The organism is Mycobacterium sp. (genome assembly GCF_035633495.1).
Lineage (GTDB): Bacteria > Actinomycetota > Actinomycetes > Mycobacteriales > Mycobacteriaceae > Mycobacterium.
In genome coordinates, this window is the sequence record NZ_DASQEU010000102.1 from 1 (window position 1) to 15,961 (window position 15,961).

General features: G+C 67.6%; 15 protein-coding genes and 1 pseudogene. 3 read left to right on the forward strand and 13 right to left on the reverse strand.

The genetic code is table 11. The annotated features are described in order from the left end of the window. The 3 genes from VET27_RS15965 to VET27_RS15975 all read right to left on the reverse strand — a co-directional run. The coding region (locus tag VET27_RS15965; protein ID WP_526519805.1) for a lantibiotic dehydratase at positions 1-1,090 on the reverse strand (1,090 nt) is incomplete at its 3' end. A 5-nt stretch (positions 1,091-1,095) separates the two neighbouring features. Then, entirely contained in the window at positions 1,096-3,249 is a 2,154-nt protein-coding gene (locus tag VET27_RS15970; RefSeq protein ID WP_526519807.1) for a peptidase domain-containing ABC transporter, read from the reverse strand. Next, positions 3,249-3,686: a hypothetical protein gene (locus VET27_RS15975; RefSeq protein ID WP_526519809.1), complete on the reverse strand. Its 438-nt coding sequence runs from the start codon at positions 3,684-3,686 to the stop codon at positions 3,249-3,251. Before VET27_RS15975 ends, VET27_RS15970 begins: the two co-directional genes overlap by 1 nt. A 176-nt stretch (positions 3,687-3,862) precedes the next feature. Between VET27_RS15975 and VET27_RS15980 the strand changes: the two genes are divergently transcribed. Continuing rightward, positions 3,863-4,849, forward strand: coding sequence for a TetR family transcriptional regulator (locus VET27_RS15980; RefSeq protein ID WP_526519811.1), 987 nt, complete (start codon positions 3,863-3,865; stop codon positions 4,847-4,849). Beyond that, positions 4,846-6,075: a cytochrome P450 family protein gene (locus VET27_RS15985; RefSeq protein ID WP_526519813.1), complete on the forward strand. Its 1,230-nt coding sequence runs from the start codon at positions 4,846-4,848 to the stop codon at positions 6,073-6,075. Before VET27_RS15980 ends, VET27_RS15985 begins: the two co-directional genes overlap by 4 nt. 6 nt (positions 6,076-6,081) lie before the next feature. Here VET27_RS15985 and stpK7 read toward each other — a convergent pair whose 3' ends face one another. The 4 genes from stpK7 to VET27_RS16005 all read right to left on the reverse strand — a co-directional run bounded on the left by stpK7 (position 6,082) and on the right by VET27_RS16005 (position 9,596). Continuing rightward, on the reverse strand, positions 6,082-7,896 hold the full coding sequence (gene stpK7, locus VET27_RS15990; protein WP_526519815.1) for a serine/threonine protein kinase StpK7: 1,815 nt from the start codon (positions 7,894-7,896) through the stop codon (positions 6,082-6,084). Between the two features lie 93 nt (positions 7,897-7,989). Continuing rightward, the gene (locus VET27_RS15995) at positions 7,990-8,187 is read right to left on the reverse strand and encodes a hypothetical protein (protein WP_526519817.1); all 198 of its coding nucleotides are present in this window, start codon (positions 8,185-8,187) and stop codon (positions 7,990-7,992) included. Positions 8,188-8,203: 16 nt separating this feature from the next. Then, on the reverse strand, positions 8,204-8,362 hold the full coding sequence (locus VET27_RS16000) for a DUF6307 family protein (protein WP_526519819.1): 159 nt from the start codon (positions 8,360-8,362) through the stop codon (positions 8,204-8,206). Between the two features lie 76 nt (positions 8,363-8,438). Beyond that, complete coding sequence (locus tag VET27_RS16005; RefSeq protein WP_526519821.1) at positions 8,439-9,596, reverse strand: N(5)-(carboxyethyl)ornithine synthase; 1,158 nt, start codon at positions 9,594-9,596, stop codon at positions 8,439-8,441. 165 nt (positions 9,597-9,761) lie between these two features. Here VET27_RS16005 and VET27_RS16010 point away from each other — a divergent pair, with 165 nt between their 5' ends. Next, on the forward strand, positions 9,762-10,091 hold the full coding sequence (locus VET27_RS16010) for a hypothetical protein (protein WP_526519823.1): 330 nt from the start codon (positions 9,762-9,764) through the stop codon (positions 10,089-10,091). Positions 10,092-10,097: 6 nt separating this feature from the next. Here VET27_RS16010 and VET27_RS16015 read toward each other — a convergent pair whose 3' ends face one another. The 6 genes and pseudogenes from VET27_RS16015 to VET27_RS16040 form a co-directional block, all read right to left on the reverse strand. Then, positions 10,098-10,916, reverse strand: a complete 819-nt coding sequence (locus VET27_RS16015; protein ID WP_526519825.1) for a transglutaminase-like domain-containing protein — start codon at positions 10,914-10,916, stop codon at positions 10,098-10,100. Then, the gene (locus VET27_RS16020) at positions 10,913-11,887 is read right to left on the reverse strand and encodes a glycosyltransferase (RefSeq protein ID WP_526519827.1); all 975 of its coding nucleotides are present in this window, start codon (positions 11,885-11,887) and stop codon (positions 10,913-10,915) included. The genes VET27_RS16015 and VET27_RS16020 overlap by 4 nt, the downstream gene beginning before the upstream one ends. Further along, complete coding sequence (locus VET27_RS16025; protein WP_526519829.1) at positions 11,884-12,984, reverse strand: glycosyltransferase; 1,101 nt, start codon at positions 12,982-12,984, stop codon at positions 11,884-11,886. Before VET27_RS16025 ends, VET27_RS16020 begins: the two co-directional genes overlap by 4 nt. 263 nt (positions 12,985-13,247) lie before the next feature. Then, positions 13,248-14,009: an ANTAR domain-containing protein gene (locus VET27_RS16030; protein WP_526519831.1), complete on the reverse strand. Its 762-nt coding sequence runs from the start codon at positions 14,007-14,009 to the stop codon at positions 13,248-13,250. A gap of 358 nt (positions 14,010-14,367) precedes the next feature. After that, positions 14,368-15,054: a VldE C-terminal domain-containing protein gene (locus VET27_RS16035; protein ID WP_526519833.1), complete on the reverse strand. Its 687-nt coding sequence runs from the start codon at positions 15,052-15,054 to the stop codon at positions 14,368-14,370. Between the two features lie 731 nt (positions 15,055-15,785). Continuing rightward, positions 15,786-15,908: pseudogene (locus VET27_RS16040) on the reverse strand (aldose 1-epimerase); the annotation flags it as partial. Positions 15,909-15,961: the final 53 nt, after the last annotated feature.

A 15,961-nucleotide genomic window follows, 5' to 3' on the forward strand; every position in this document is an offset into this window, starting at 1 on the left:
TCTCCTCGTCGAGCGCCTCCATCAGGGGAACCTCGCGGTCCTCGTAGCGGGCGCCGAACTCGGCCTTGAAGCGGGTCAGTGCGGGATCCTCGCCCGCGGGGGTCAGCCTGTGCAGCAGATTCACCGCCTCGGCGAGCAGGCGCACCGTGGCGGGGCCCAGCGTCAGGCCCGTCCCGGCCCGGTGCAGGTCGACCTGGACCAGCCGGCCGTCGTCCCCACCGTCTCCGCCCGCGAGGTCGAGCAGGGTCGCGGACACGGATCGGTAAGCGTCGGGGGAGTTTCCGAGTCCCGCGGCGTCGAGGGCGGCGAGCTCGTCGGCCACGCGGTCCAACGCCTCCGTCGTCGCGGCCGGACCATGACCGCTCAGCGCCGACCGGACGTGTGCCAACGGCTCGGAGCCCGTCACCGCGGGCTCGGCCACCGGCGTCAGCACGTGCGCCTCGATGAGGGCATCGACGTACTCGCGGGCCTCGGCCTGCTCGACGCCCGCGTGGGCCGCGACGGCCTCGACGACCCGCTCGACGGCGCAGCCGTCGGTGGCCGTGTCCAACGCGCAGCGCAGCGGCGCGTCGTCCTGCAGGGCAACCAGGTGATGGCTGCGCCGACCGTCGCGCAGTCGGCTCTCGATGAGTCGAATCCCGCCCGACGCGTGGTAGTGGCTGGAGTTGGGCTCCACCATCATCGCCTGCCGCGTCACGGGGTCCGCGAGCAGCCGCTCCACCAGTGCCGCAAGCACTTCGGTGTCGGGTCGACTGTGCCGGGTGGTGCCATCGGGACCGTCGACCACCAATGCGTCGGCGTCGCCCACCACTCCCGTCGCACAGCCCGCGAAGAGTCCGAAGGGGGTGGCGCGCGTGCACATGCGCACCAGATACGCGGTCACCGAGGCGACCACCCGGTCATCCGGACTGCCGGCGGCCACGCGTCGCATCAACCCCGGCGAGGCCAGGTGCAGCGCCTCGCGGACGTCCGGCCGCGCCGCCAGGGTCTGCCAGTACCCGGGTTCGGTGCGCAGTCGGTCCAGTTCCTCCAACGGCAGCAGCGGTGCGCGCAGCACGAAGAACCCGCTCGGCGTCAGTTCCCCGACCATGGCACTCACTCTCCTCTCGAGGTGACCAGCTGGCCACCAACCAGTCGTGCGTACTGACCGTCGGCGGCCAGAAGTTCTTCGTGGCAACCCGTTTCGACGACCCTGCCGCGGTCCATCACGACGATGCGGTCGGCGTCGATCACGGTGGCCAGCCGGTGCGCGATCACGACGACGGTGCACCCGAGTGCGGCGATGTTGGCGTGCACCTGCGCTTCGGTGACGGTGTCCAGGCTGCTGGTGGCCTCGTCGAGCAGCAGGATGCGCGGCTGCGGGGCCAGCGCCCGCGCCAGGGCGAGCCGCTGGCGTTGGCCACCCGACAGCGATGCGCCCGCATCCACGAGGGGAGTGTCCCACCCCATCGGCATCGCGTGGATGTCGTCGGCGATGCCTGCCAGTTCGGCCGCGGTCTCGAGCCGCTCCAACGTCAGGCCGGGATCGCCGAGGACGAGGTTGTCGCGAACGGACAGCCCGAAGATGTAGGGATTCTGGGTGACCACGCCGATCTGCGAGCGGACGCTGCGCGGGTGCAGGGTGGCCAGGTCGATCCCGTCGAGCAGCACCCGGCCCTGTGACGGCGCATAGAGCCCGAGCAGCAGTCGGCCCATCGTCGACTTGCCCGAGCCGGAGCGCCCGACGATGGCCAGCACCTGCCCGGGGGCCACGTCGAGGTCGGCGCCATCGACGGCAGGCGGGCCGTGGGGGTGGTAGCGAAAGGTGAGCCCCTCGGCGCGAAGCGCTCCCGTCAGCGGGGGTGCGTGCCGAAGCTCGCGCCCCTGCGTCTCGGTCGGGGTGCTGAGCACGTCATCGATGCGACCCAGGTAGCTGCCGAGCATCTGCACCTCGAGGGCCGTGGCGACGAGGGTCGCCAAGGGCTCAAGAAAGGCCGTGGCCAACGCCGCCAGCGCGAGCATCGTACCCAGCGAAAGCTGTTCGCTTCCAACCAGATACGCGCCGAGTAGGAGCACGGCGATCGGCGACAGCAGCGCCAGCCCGTGGAACGCGGTGTCCACCACGGCGGCGAGGCGGCCCCTGCGCAGCGAGACGTTCATCTCGGCGACGAACAGGTTGGTCCAGTGCGACACGGCGCGGCGCTCCGCACCCGCCGCCTTCAGTGTCTCCACCGCCGAGAACATCTCGTAGGCGTAGGACTGCGACTTGGCCTCGGTGGCCAGCGACTCGCCCATCAAGTGCTGGTTGCGCCGACGGGCCGACATCAGCACGGCGATCTGCGCGACGGCGAGCACCGAGACGAGCGCTCCCAGAACGGGTGACAGGGCGAAGATCACGATCAGGTACACGGTTGCCAGGACACCGTCCAGCAGAGCGGCGATGGTGCCGGTGGTCAGGATCTCGCGGACGACGGCGTTGCTGCGCAGCCGCATCATCAGATCACCCGACGAGCGCTTCAGGAAGAACGCGTACGGCAGGTCCACCAGGTGCTCGAGGAAGCCCAGCGTCATGTCGACGTCGAGCCTGCTGCGTAGCCGCAACAGCAGATGGGCACGCAGGAAGGTCGCCAGCATCGAATAGGCGATCAGTGCGACCATCACCGCCGCAACGACTTTCAACAACCGCCCATCATCGGACGGGACCAGCTGGTCGACGACGACGCCCGTCAGGATCGGCACCGCCAGCGCCATCAACCGGACCACCACCGAGGAGGCCAGCACGTGGGCGATGCCACTCGAGCGGGTCAGCATCCGACGCGCGTGGTGGATGGCTCCCGGCGGCTTGCGCCCGCCCGTCGCGAAGGATGTCGCGGGGTCGAGCATGATGGCGACCCCGCTGTACAGATCGCCGACGGCGGTCCACCCGACGCGGTAGCGGCCCGCCATCGGGTCGACGACCGTGACACCGCGGTTCGACGTCGACTCGAGTACCACGAAATGTGCTGCGCCCCAGTGCAGGATGGTACCGCAGGCAAGCGCCCGCAGATCGTCGAGTTCGGTGGCCACCCCGCGGGCACGCAATCCATAGGTGGTGGCGGCTTCGGCGAGCCGCAGCGCGTCCACGCCGTCGCGCCCCGTACCGGTCGCGTCGCGCATCTCCGCCAGCGAGACGTGTCTGCCGTGATACGCCAACGCCATCGCCAGCGCGGCGGCACCGCAGTCCGCCATCTCGGCCTGCGCGATGTAGGGAATCGCCCGCCGCCGTCGCATCATCCGAGCCTCGGCAACAACACGGCGAGCACGGGCTGCCGCCCTGCCGGCAATACCAGTGCACCGGCCGACGCTGCGCGGGGGCGATCCAGCTGGGCGATGACTTCGATCGGGTTCACCGCGACGACGATTGCGTCCACGGTGGCCCCGGAGGAATCCCGGTACAGCGCGGCCGTACCCGGCGCCGGATCCGTCCCGGCGCGGATGGCGGTCACGGTCGTGCTCTGCACCACCGCCGAGAGCGTCGTGGTCCGTTCGACGGTCACCGTCAGGCCTGTGATGCCGCCCGCGGCCACCAGCACCCCGAGTGCTACCAGCGCCGCGTCGATCCACCCCGGCTGCGTGATCAGCTCGCCCGTGCGGACGCTCGCGGTTTGGCGCTCACGCCACCGGGCGCGGAACACCGTCTCGGGACGGACCCGTTCGTCGTCGGTCATGGTCTCCCCATTCGTGCGGTCACCACCCGGGATGGGCGGCTCTCGTCGGTAGGAGCGTCGAGGGCGGGCCATTACCGCACTTTTTCCCGAAGAAGTTGTCGTAATTCCGGCGGCACGTTCCTCCTACCCATAAGCGCGGCCCGCTCGGGGCAGCGAGGACGGCACGGGAGCCACTCATGAACACCAGCACGATGCCCAACCTGGCGTTGGCGTCGAACGCCGTCACCGCAGCCATGCCGTCGACGCCGACGGTGGCCATCGGCGATCCTGCGTGGTCGGACGAGGAGACCGTCGTCCGGCCCGTGCCGTCCGTGCCGCCCCTGTCGCGGAGGCGGGGCTCCGCCTTGCTCCTCGCGGCCATCACGTCCGTCCTGCTGGGCGTGATCAGCGTGGTGGCCGCGCTGGGGGTGCTCGCCTTCGACAGTTCCGGCGTGCCCGGGACGGAAGCCGTGCGCGACGCCACGCACTCGGCCCCCGTTGTCGACGCGGAGCACAACCCCCGAACATTACTACTTGCACTTGATGCAACTTGCAGAATGTGCAAGTATGGCGTGGTGACGAGCCACGAACACGTGGATGGCAGAGAGCGCAACAAGCGCGCGACCCGGCAGGCACTGCGCACCGCCACATTGGAATTGGCACTCGAACGTGGCCTGGATGCAGTCCCGATCGAGGAGATCGCGCGGCGAGCCGGCGTGTCGACACGCACCTTCTTCAACTACTTCGACACCAAGGAGGACGCCGCCCTACTGGAGCTGTTCCTCCTCTCCGACGAAGAGCTGTCGGGGTTCGCGGCCACGACCGGCGACGGCGGCGCATGGGCGGACTTGACCCGGATGTTCGTCGCCGACGTGCAGCGGGCCGAACGGGCCGACGGCCAGAACCTCTCGCGCTACATGCAACTGCATGCCCACCACCCCGACCTTGCAGCCCGCCAGATGGGCTACTTCGCGACGTTCCTCGGCCGCTTGACCGATGCGACCGCCACGCGTCTGGGAGGCAAGCCGCAGACGCGGTTGCGGGCTGAAGTGATGGCCGGATCCTGCATCACCGCGGTGCGCGTCGGACTGGACCGGTGGAACGCTCGGAACGGGACGAAGTCGGCGGCCAAGCACGTCTCCGCGGCGTTCGCCGAGTTCGACGGCGCGTTCGGAGACCCGTGAGCACCTCCAGCCCCGCGGACGACCTGGCGGCCGTCGACGTCACCGCACCCTCGTTCAAGGCCAACCCGTTTCCGTTCTACGCGCGCCTGCGCGACGAGGCGCCGGTGTTCCCGGTGACGGTCCCGCGGATGGGTCGGGCGTGGTTGGTCACTCGCTACGACGACGTTGTCGGCGTGCTGAGAGACGAACGGCTGGTGAAGAACCCGCGCGAGGCGATGACGCCGGAGCAACTGAAGAAGGTCCGCACGCTGCCCAAGATGCTGTCCGTATTGCAAACCGGCCTGCTCAGCACCGACGGCAATGATCACGCGCGGCTGCGCGCCCTGGTGCGCCACGCATTCACCGCCCGGCGCATCGAGCAGATGCGCGAGCAAGCCCAGGTCCTGGCCGACGAGCTGCTCGACGCCGCCCTGCGCCGGGGCGGCATGGACGTGATCGCCGACTACGCCCTGCCGATCCCGCTTGTGCTCATCGGCCGGATCCTCGGCGTTCCGGAGAAGGACAACCCGAAGTTCTCGAAATGGTCGACCACGCTGATCTCCTCACCCGAACGGCGCAACCCGCTGACGGCCGTACCCTCGATCCTGATGTTCCTGCGCTACCTCCGCGCACTGATCGCCGAACGCACCGCACGACCGGCCGACGACCTGATCTCCGCCACGGCCGCTGCCCGCGAAGGGGGCGACCGGCTGACCGCTGACGAGATCCTGGCCATGTGCGTGCTGCTGCTCACCGCAGGCCACGAGACCACCCGCAACCTCATCGCCACGGGAACCCTTGCGCTGCTGCAGAATCCCGATCAACTCGGCCGCCTTCGCGATGACCCGACGCTGACGGGCAAGGGGGTCGAGGAACTACTGCGCTTCACCGTCCCCGCCGAGACAGCCACCGAACGCTATGCCCGCGAGGACATCTCGATCGCCGGAACCACGATTCCACGCGGCTCCCTGGTACTGGCGGTCCTGGCCTCCGCCAACCGGGACCCGGCCTACTTCGAGGACCCCGACACCCTCGACGTCGGTCGCAACCCCAACCGACACCTGTCATTCGGCCAGGGCGTGCACTACTGCCTGGGCGCCCCGCTGGCCAGGCTCGAGGGTCAGGTCGCCATCGAGACCCTGCTGCGGCGCGCCCCCGCACTTCGCCTGGGCGTCGCGTCCGATCAGCTGAACTGGCGCGGCGGGATCATCCTGCGCGGACTCACCGCGCTACCCGTGCTGGTGTGACTCGCCCTACCGACTCGCCGCGTTGATCTCCGACTTGTCGATGAGGCCCTTCTCGACGCCCCACATGGTGGCGATCGTCCGGTACTCCCCGGTCTTCATCAGATGTTCCAGCGCCTGGCGCAACGACTCCGAGAGCGCGGACCCCTTTGCCACCGGCCAGCCGTACGGCTGCGGATCGGTGACCTCACCCGCCTCCTCCAGCGCTCCGCCACTGGTCTTCACGGCGAACCCGGTCACCGGGGAGTCGGCGGCCATCGCGTCGACCTCGCCGGCGATCAGCGCCTTCGTCAGATCGTCCTGGCGGACGTAGACCACCTTGTTGACCGGCGCCAGCCCCGCGGCGACGCAGGCGTCGCTCAACGCCGGGATCTCCTCGGTCTCCTGAATCGCGCTGTAGGCCACACCGACTCGCAATCCGCAGGCGTTGTTGGGATCTACCGACGAGCCCGGCCGCTGCGCCCACAGGGTGCCCGCCTCGAAGTAGGTCACGAAGTCGACGGCGGCCTCCCGCGCGGCGGTATCGGTGAACGACGACATACCGACGTTGAAGTCCTGCGCGCGCACCGACGGAATGATCGCTTCGAAGGCGGTCTCGCGGTATTCGGGCTTGAGCCCCAGCGTCCGCGCGATCGCGTTCATCAAATCGACGTCGAAGCCGACGATTTCACCGTTGGCGTCCTTGAACTCATTGGGGGCATAGGGAACGTTGACCCCGATGACCAACGTGCCCGACTCGCGGATGTCCGCGGGCACCGTCGCCGCGATCGACGCCATTGCACCGGGCAGCACCGACGGGTCCGGTGGCACGGTGCTGCTGGCCACGCCCGCCTGCCGGGTATCGCTGGTATCGGGTTTGCCCACCAGCTGCCACGTCCCGAAGGTGCCCAAAGCCGCCACCAGAACCACCGCCGAAGTGACCGCCAGCACGCGACGGGACGGCCGGCCGCGTCGACCCGTCGCCACGCGTCGCGCCGAATGCCGACCGGACCGGCCCGCGCTACGCACCGGCGCATTCAGCGCGCGGCGTGCGGCGGCCGCGAGGTCGGCACCGGTTTGATACCGCTGCCCGGGCTTCTTGGCCAGGCCCTTGGCGATGACGTCGTCGAACGCCGCCAGCGTCGGATCGAACGCCGACGGCCGCGGGGGCGCCGACACCATGTGCCCGGCGATCTGCTGTTCGAGACTGTCCGCGGGATACGGCCGCGAACCCGTCAACCCCTCGTACAGCACACACGTCAGCGCGTAGACGTCGGACCGCGGATCGCTCTGCCCGCCGTCGAAGCGCTCCGGCGCCATGTAGGCGAGCGTGCCCAGCGTGCTGCCCGCCGTCGTCATGCCCTTCTCACCCGCGGTGCGCGCCAGCCCGAAGTCGATCAGATAGACGAACTCTCGCTCGGTGATCAGGATGTTCGACGGTTTGACGTCGCGGTGGATCAAGCCCGCCTGGTGCGCGGCATCCAGCGCCGTCCCGACCTGCTCGACCACCTTCACGGCGAGCTCCTGGCCGATGGGCCGCTCACGGTCGGCGAGGATGTCACCGAGGGTCTTGCCCTCGATCAGCCGCATGTCGAGGTACAACCGGCCGTCGATCTCGCCGTAGCCGTGGATCGGCACCACGTGCGGATCACTCAGGCTGGCCGCGGCCTGCGACTCTCGGCGAAACCGCTGCTGGAAGACGGTGTCCTGGGCCAAATGGGGAGGTAGCACCTTCAGGGCGACGACGCGGTCGGTCTTGGTGTCATAAGCGCGGTAGACCTCGCCCATGCCGCCACGGCCCAGCAGCTCCTGCAGCTGATAGTGCCCAAATGGCGTCGCATCCACCGTGAACTCCTCGGCAACGGCCAACCCCGCGTGGCTGTGTCGATCGAAGCTACCCCACCACCACGGGCGACGTCTTCATCCGACCGGCACTGATCAGCCGAAGAGGCGGCGTTTCGCCGTCCTCTTCTCGTCGCCGTCGACGCCGTTCCACGCCCCGGTGGCGTAGAAGTGGGACTCCTTGGCGCCGACGCGAACGACGTCCAGCGTGCCGTCGCCGTTCTTGACGTAGGCGTCGCCGGACCTCAGGTATTCGTCGCTTCCCCCGTCGGGAAGCGTCACGGTGACAGTCACGAGGCGCCGACCGCGGTCAGCGCACCCTCTCGGGAATGGCGGCCAGCGCCGCCAAGACCTCGACGGCGACCTTGCCCGCGGCCTTGTCGTCGAGTTTGGAGTGGGAGGTGATGGTCGTCTTGACGAGCTCTAGACGATTCTCATAGGGGGAACGGATCTTCGTGGGCGAAGCCATCGTGATGTCCTTTGCAGTCAAGCATGTTCGCTCGGAACCGAGCTGCTCGATACCCCTCACGCTACGCCTATGCAGATCAACGGGGATCGGTACGGACGTACGGGTACTCCGCCGCACGTTCCTGGAACGCCAGGATGTCGGGGTTCTCGATTCTCCCGTCACGAATCTCGATCGCCCGACGCACCGTCTCGTCGTCGTCCCATTCCCGGGGTCCGCCCAGAATCGTTGGCAGGTAGGGGATCAACGCCTCGCTGATCTCCCACGTCGCGGCATTCCACAGGTAGGACGGGCTGTGGTCGACCGCGTAGTAGGTGATGTTGTTGTCCACGGTGAACGCCGGGTCGTCAAACGTCGTGGGCCGCGCCCAACTGAAACCCATTGCCGTGTCGCATGATACGTCGATGAGCAGGCTCCCAGACCGGAAGGCCGCCAGGTCGCCTTCGTCCAGGAAGATCAACGGCGCCTTGGGGTCCTGCAGCACGCAGTTGACGACGACGTCGTGCTCGGCCAGGAAGTCCGCCAGCGGCGCTCTGCCGTCTTCGGTGAGGGCGTAGCTCGACGCAGGGCTCTCGCCCTTCCCGTCAGTTTCGAACTGCACGATCTCCGCGGAGTGAATCGGCGACGCCACTTCGGTCACGCTGCGATTGGTCAGGATGTCGATGTCGTGCACCCCGACCGCATTCAACGCCGTCACGGCGCCACGCGCGGTCGCCCCGAAGCCGATCACCGCCGCACGGAGCCGCCGCCCGTAGGTTCCCGTCGACCCGATGATCTCCAAGGCGTGAAAGACCGAGCAGTAGCCCGCCATCTCGTTGTTCTTGTGGAACACGTGCAGTTTGAAGGAGCCATCCTTGCGCCAGAGGTTCATGGCCTCGAAGGCGATCAGCGTCAGCCGGCGGTCGATCGCCTGCTGCGTCAGTTCCGCGTCCTGCACACAGTGCGGCCAGCCCCAAAGCACCTGGCCGTCGCGTAGTTCGGCCAAATCATCCGCGTCCGGCTTGGCGAGAAGGATGACGTCGCACTCGGCGATCAACTGCTCGCGGTTGCGCAACCCCGCCACCGACACCGCGAGTTCCTCGTCCGAGATTCCGAAGTGCTCGCCGTATCCGTGCTCGAGGTAGATGCGGGCCAGAACGTCGGAATCGATGCGGTCGAACTGCTCCGGGTGGACCGGGAGGCGGCGCTCGTTCTCCTTGTGAGTCACGGCGATGATGCCGAGACTGAGTTCACTCACTAGCCCTCCCGAGGCATGGCAAACCCGAAGCCGGATGCCGACTCCAGAAGTTCGACCGTACGCGTAGCCGATCAGCGGTCTGTTTTCGCCCACGTATCAACGAAATTGACACCCGGTCGAAAACTGCGTCTAATTGAGGTCTACAAATGATCTGAGGCGCCCGTCGTGACTACCAATTCGATCGTGCTGATCGTCGTCGCCATTCTGGTGGCGCTCGCAATCGCCGGTGTGGTGGCGGGCTTCAAGCGCAAGTTCCGCGCCGAACGGCACCTGCTCGGCGGCGCGAGCATCCTCGACGAGATCGCCGAAGACGCCCTGGTCGTTCAGCACCGTGACGAGATGGCAGCCGAGCTCACCGCGAAAACTCAAGCGACACAGGTCGACAGCGGGATCGCGGCGTTTCGGAACCGGAGCAGGTCCAGCGAGTCGGCGGACACCAGAGACACCGCCGCCATGCGCGCGCAACTGAAGGGCCGGCTCAACAACCAAGACTGACGACCGTCACCGGATGGAAACCAATTGGTCGATCGAGTCGCAGGGCAGCTCACCGTCGACGATCGCCGTCACGTACATCGAGTTCAAGGTGATGGCGCCCTTGTGGTTGACCAGGAAGGCGGTGTCGGCAGCGTCACGCCCGGTGGCGATGCGCACCAAACTCTGCCGCGGTGCGAGCAGTGTCCCGTCGACCACCCGCCACTGCCCGTCGACGAACGCCTCGGCGACCGCGTGGAAGTCCATCGGATACAGCCCCGGCGCGTAGACCGCCACCATGCGTGCGGGCACGTTGACCGCGCGAAGTAACGCCACGGCCAGATGCGCGAAGTCACGACATACCCCGGCACCGGCGAGCAGCGTGTCCACCGCTCCGTCGATCGGATCACTGGACCCGGGCACGTAGTTCAGCCTGCCGCCGACCCACGCCGACACCTTCTCCAGCAGGGTGGCCGAGTCGACGTAGTTGCCGAATTCCGTGGCGGCGAAGCCGTAGAACTTGTCAGCCTCGGCATAGCGGCTTGGCCGGAGGTATCGAGACACGTCGTAGTCGGTCACCGGCGCAGGGTCGGTCCGGCCGATGATCGTCGCCGAGTAGGTCACCTGCAGGTTGCCGCCGGTCACCTCGAGCTCGTGAATCCGGTTGCCGTGGTCCCCGCTGATCTCCTTGGCCTGCAACGCCTTCCCATCCAAGACGAACGTCAGGGCCTCCCACACCTCGGCGTTCCGATGTGGAGCGACCGCGATCTGGAACTCCAACGTCGTCGGCGCGGTGATGTCGACGTCGAGACCTGAGGCCACCTCACGTCTGAAGACGTCGGTCGTCATTCCGGAACGGTCGAGAAGCGCTGAGCATTCTGCAGCGTGGAAAGCACCGCCAGGGTCGATGCCGCACCCTGATTGCGGTCGATCCCCTCGGCGTGCAGACCGTCGAAGCCGGCGCCGGTCGCCGGATCCCACATCGGTTGGCCCCCGGCGTTGGCACCTTCGAACCACGCGACGGCCGCCCGGACGCCGTCCGGCCACGTCGGACTGGCGTCGACCGTGGCAGCACGGGCGCAGGCATCCGACAGCGCGGCCACCTCGACCGGCTGGCGATCGAACGCGTCGCGCTCACCCGCGATCTCGTAGTCGAGCAGCCACCCCAGGAGGTCGAGGCCCTGCCGGCACAGCTCCGGGCGTTCGAGGGCGGTGCCCGCGGCGATCATCGCTTCGGCCACGACTGCATTCGCATCGCTGAGTTGTGCCTCCGACCAAGGCCATTCGGCGTCATCACTGGGCTCGGGCACACTGTCCGCGTACGCGGTCAACAGGGCGCGTGCAATGGCATGGTCGGGCTCGACGGAGAGGATCTCCGCGGCACCCAACGCCGCGTACGCCATCGCGCGCGGGAAAGGTGACCGCACCTTCGCGGCACGCTCGAACTGGATGACGGCGACTCGGCGGACCAGGCCCACGCTGCTGTGCGCAGCGGCGGTGCCCAAGGCCCACAGGCAGCGTCCCCACCAGTCCTCCAGGGTCGGCTGGTCCAACCAATTGCCCTTGCCGTCCATGCGGTTGCGGCAGGTGCCCGCGTACGACTGTGCGTCGTTGAGGAATCGCACCGCCAGACCCGCCAGGCCGTTCACCGCACCACCCGGATCGGGCTGACGGGTGGCGACCACCAGAAGGCGGGCCATGTCGTCGGTGCAGTAGCCGCCACTGCGCTCGGGCTCGCCGAGAAGGGCGTGCTCGAACGTGCCGCGCCGGTCGGACAGGTGCAACACGTGATCGAAGACGGGCAGCGGTCCGGCGGTCATACCAGCGCCGCCCGTTCGACGAGAAGCCGCTGCGCAAGCGCCATGTACGCGGTGGCGGCGACGGGCCAGCCCAGCGTCGGTGCCAATCGCCTTGCCTCCGCGGCCATGTCGCCCGTCATCCGTGGATCGGTCAGCATGCGGCGCAACGCGAATGCCAGGGCATCCGGATCGTCGTGACTGACGACAACCCCTGCGCCGCTGCCGAGGAGCTCGACGGCGTGCGGGAAGGCGGTGGCGACAACGGGACGGCCTGCCGCCAACGCGTCGACCAATACTCCGGAGTTGGCCTGGTCGGTGGAGTCGTAGGGCAGCACGACCGCCGCCGACGTCTGGATCAACGCAGACAGAGATGCGGTGCTGCGATAGATGGAGTCGAAGCTCACCGCGGTCGCGACGCCGGTACTGCGGGCATGCTCGATGCACGCTTCGCGGTAGGCCTCACCCTCGGTGGCCAGCACGTTCGGATGCGTCGCGCCGGCGACGAGGTAGCGCGGCTGACCGCGCAGTTCCTTGAGCGAGCTCATCGCGTCGATGACCCGTTCTACGCCCTTGCCGGGCCCCATCAAGCCCCAGGTCAACAGCGTCGGCCTGCCGGCCCGCTTCAAGGGAGCGACGGTGGGCAGCGTCGCGCCACGGCCGATCGTGACGACCTTGTGGCGATCGACGGCGTAATCGGTGTGCAGGCGTTCGTTGGCGGCCTCGGACATGACGACGATCCGGTCGGCCTTGGCGGCGATGCGCTCCATCACCGAACGTTGGCGTGCCGTCGGACTTTTCAGGATCGTGTGGGCGACGACGACGAGCGGGACGCGCAGCCCGTCGATGACGTCAAGGACGTCGGCGCCCTCGGCACCGCCATACACGTCGTACCCGTGCTGAATGACGGCGACGTCACGCTGATTCAGGAGTTCCGAGCATGCCGCGACCGACGCCGCCGAACCGCTGACCAGCTCTCCCACCACGGCCGCACTCGACGACTCCGCACCGTCGGCGATCCGGACGACACCCACGTCGGAACCCTTGGCGGACAATCCATCGGCCAATCCCGCGCTGAACGTCGCAAGCCCGCACGGCGTCGGCGGAAAGCTCGTGAGCATGCCGATGCTCGGAGGCGAAAGCCGTGACTGCGCAACGTGGCCAACGAACGACGGAAAACGGGGTGGAGCGTTCAAGGTGTTCCCGACTGGCGGATGTCACCGAAGTGCCCGGCGTGAGCGGCTGCTCGCAGAGAACAGCGGCGGACAGCTGCCTCAATCCCGGACTGGTTGGGTTTACAACACCCCTGACGGTACCACCCCGCGACCGCCGAAGGCTGGCCGATGCCGACCATTCGCACTGCTAGACGGGCTGCGGAGCGCTTTCAGGACGTCCTGTTGCGAGCCTGAGCACGACGCACCGCCTCGTCGACGACGAGCGCTGCGACGTCGGCCAGCTTGCGGTGTTCACCCTGGCTCATCGCCTGCAACTGGAGGAAGGCGTCCTCGGCGCTACGACCCGTGCGTCCGCGGATGATGCCGATGGCTTGATCGATCACCGGGCGCGACGTCAGCGCCTTCCGCAACTGGAAGTTCAGCGTCAGCGCCTCGCTGAGAACCTGCGCGTTGTGGACGGCAGCGGCCGCCGGTCTGGCGAACAGCTCACCCAGTTCCTCGGCGTGCTGGTCGAAGACGTCCTTGGCGTGGGCGTACACACTGATGGCCCCGACCACGCGATCGGGCAGCAACAGCGGCAACGCAAGCGCGCTGTGTACGCCCATCCTGCCGACGCGCGGGCCGAATCTCGGCCACATCTTCTCCCCGCCCAGCGAGCCCGATCGCACCGCACGTCGATCGCGCACGGCGGTGATGCACGGACCTTCGTCGAGGGTGACGTACTGGATGTCGTCGATCGCGGCGACGAACGGGGCGCTCGCCGCCAGCGCCGCCACCGCGGTATCCGTCGCATCCACCCGCAGCAACGTCACTGCGGCACCGTCTGCACCGGGTATCGCTCGGCAGGTGAAGGCCGCCACCTGCGCGAGCAATTCGGGCAAGCCCAGGCTGCCTGCGAGCAGACCCGCCAGGTCGTCGATTCCGGCCCGTAGATCCGCGACGTCAGCTTCTTCCGCGGTGACCTCCGCCATGCTCGTACCTGCCAGCCGTGTAGTGCGGCGAACCGCAGCGAGACGACTGCCAGCCTATGCCCGCGGGCGCGCGCACGGGCCACAGCCGTCCCGCGCATTTCGAATATTCTGGCGCAGAACGATTCTCGAAATGGTCGGCGTCGGCAAGCGCGCCGCGGGCGTATGGTCAGGAGATCGGGACCACCCAGGCCCCCAATTCAAAGGGCAGCGATGTCTGACAAGTCCCCCAGATCGGCCATGACCAAGAAATCCGGAAAGTCGCTGAAAGAGAAGCGTGCCGACAAGCGCACCAAGTCGGACCACACGTCGGCCACCGAGGACGCCATCCGCAAGAAACGCTGACCGCGGTCGAACTGGCTCAGCGGTAGTAGATCTCGCCGCCGCGGGGGTATCCCCCGCCGAACGTCGTGAGATGGACGTGGTCGAAGTGGGCGGCTCCCGTGCTCTGCGGGCCACTCGGCGTGTAGTAGACGCCACGCCAGATTGCGTCCTGCAACCCGAATCGGGCGGCATTCTCCAGCGCGTACGCGACGATGCGGTTACCGAGCGCGATGCTCTCGGGCGAGCTGGGGTTGGGGATCATCACGTCCAGCGCCAAGCCGTCGGGATGCCATCTCAACGCATCGGGTCGAACGCCGCCGATGCTGTGAATCTCGGGAAAGACCACGCTGATGCTGCGCGAGAGGAAGATCGTCTTCACCTGCAGGCCCCGCTCGGGGGCGATGCCCGCCGGCAGGACGCGGTGCATGTCGATGACCCGCCACCGCGATGCCGCAGCCGGTACCGCCGCCGCCGCCATCTGCGCGGGTGCGGCAGAAGCGAACAATGCCGCACTGGCCGGGCCCGACGAGTAGCCGGCGTCCGACGCTGCGACGACCTCTAGACAGCAGGGCGAAACGGTCTCCACGACCGGCTTCGCCTCCACCTTGGCGGCTGGCGGTTCGGCGCTGCCACCCGCGGCGGTGAGAACGGCGAACGAGGCGACCACCCCAGCCAGCAGCACCGGCGGTTTACGCCGAGTCTTGGCCAATTGATGCCTGCCCACGAGAGCACTTTACGAGTACACAGCACACAAACAGCAATCTTTCCGAGATCTGATCGTGATCTGTAGAGGATTGCGTCCGCGAGCGAAGGAATCGGTTTGCTCTCGCGAGCGCGCTGAGCTGCGGAAATGTATTGATCAGGCGACCCCCGAGGCCGTTGCGTAGCTTCTTCGAAGTAAAGCCGAGCACACTCGGACCCACGCACGACGATTACGGCGAAGAACCGTTCTGGTGCCCCGAGAGGACATCGCCGCGGCTTTTCGACCGGCGAAGACCCGGCAGTAGTCCAGCGGCGCCCTCAGGTTGACGTCGAGCATCCCCTCATGTTTCGTAAAGGCCTTCACGTTGACAATGCGACCGGTAAGGGCGGCGCCGGTCCTGACGCGGCCGTCGTAATCTGCCACGTTCGCTGCGTTCTCTAGCTCGATGTCGAAGATCCGAGCAGCGATCCACTCTCCGATATGCCCGGTGGTTACGGTCGATCCAAGAGTCGCCCTAAGCGTGCATCGAGGGCGTTTCGCTCGCGGAACACGGCTGCAGCAAGCTCCGCATCCTCGCGGTCATCCATCATGTAGAGACGGTGACCTAGTCCGTCCGTCGTTGCGCCCAGATACCCTGCAATCGTTTCTACGATGCCAGTTGAAGCGCTTGCGTCGCTCATCAAGTTCCCAAGCTGAATACGCGGGTTCGATTCCCGTCATCGGCTCCGCATCTAGCTGGGCATAAAGGGAAGCTGGCCGAGCAGCTCCACGCCACCGTCCGACAGCAAGGTGCACACCATGCCCGCGGACGGGACGAAGGTAGCGGACAGTGCGGAGGACGGATCTTTCAGGACGACGGAGGGCAGCTGAGCCACCGTCGGATTCTAGCCGCGCTGGTCGATGTAACTCGTGAGATCGTCGATCGTGC